Origin of the sequence: Candidatus Nitrosotalea sp. FS (genome assembly GCF_011319475.1) — an archaeon.
Classification (GTDB): domain Archaea; phylum Thermoproteota; class Nitrososphaeria; order Nitrososphaerales; family Nitrosopumilaceae; genus Nitrosotalea.
In genome coordinates, this window is record NZ_RCMC01000053.1 from 1 (window position 1) to 698 (window position 698).

Annotated in this window: 1 pseudogene; it reads right to left on the reverse strand. The window is 34.1% G+C overall.

Annotated features, from left to right (window positions below):
- Positions 1-13 precede the first annotated feature (13 nt).
- A pseudogene (locus tag DYY66_RS02690) lies at positions 14-698 on the reverse strand (hypothetical protein); the annotation flags it as partial.

The following is a 698-nucleotide window of genomic DNA, read 5'->3' on the forward strand; positions in this document are numbered from 1 at the left end:
ATTTAGTGCCTTGTCATTTAACAAGTACTAGGACAATTTGTGGTTGTAATTCTGCCAAAGGAACATTATCATAATTCCACACATACGTTTCAACAAAATATGAACCTGCAGAATGAGGTATCCAATTTACAGATGCATTTTGAGATCCTATGCCAAGGAATATTCCTTCATTTTTACCGATAAATTCAGTTTGACCATTAAATTGTTTTACTTGAACATAATAGATGAATGGTTGTGTTGAATTAATAACATGATTAAGTTTGCTAGTTATCATAACAGTAGAATTTACTGGTACAGCAGAATAGGATGTACCATTTAGATTAGTAATCTTTGGAACACCTACATTCACAGGTGATACCTTGAGGTCATTCTGGATTGATTTTGATTGGTATACACTAGACTCTGCCACAAGTGCATAGGATACAACTTGAGGAGTTAGATCTGCTGTAACATTGAATTGTGAACTTGTTGTAGAATCAACATCTATTGATTCAGACATGCCAATTCGAAATATTCTATGGAATGCGTCATATAAAATCAAATAAACTTTGGTATTAAGAGATTTTTGTGCTCCATTATTATGCACATCACCGGAAACTAGTAGTTTATCAGAAACTTGCAAAAGGCTAGGCGAAACATCCAACATTTGTTGCTTTACTGATGCCGAATCAAATGGTCCCATGTTTACTTGGACAGTA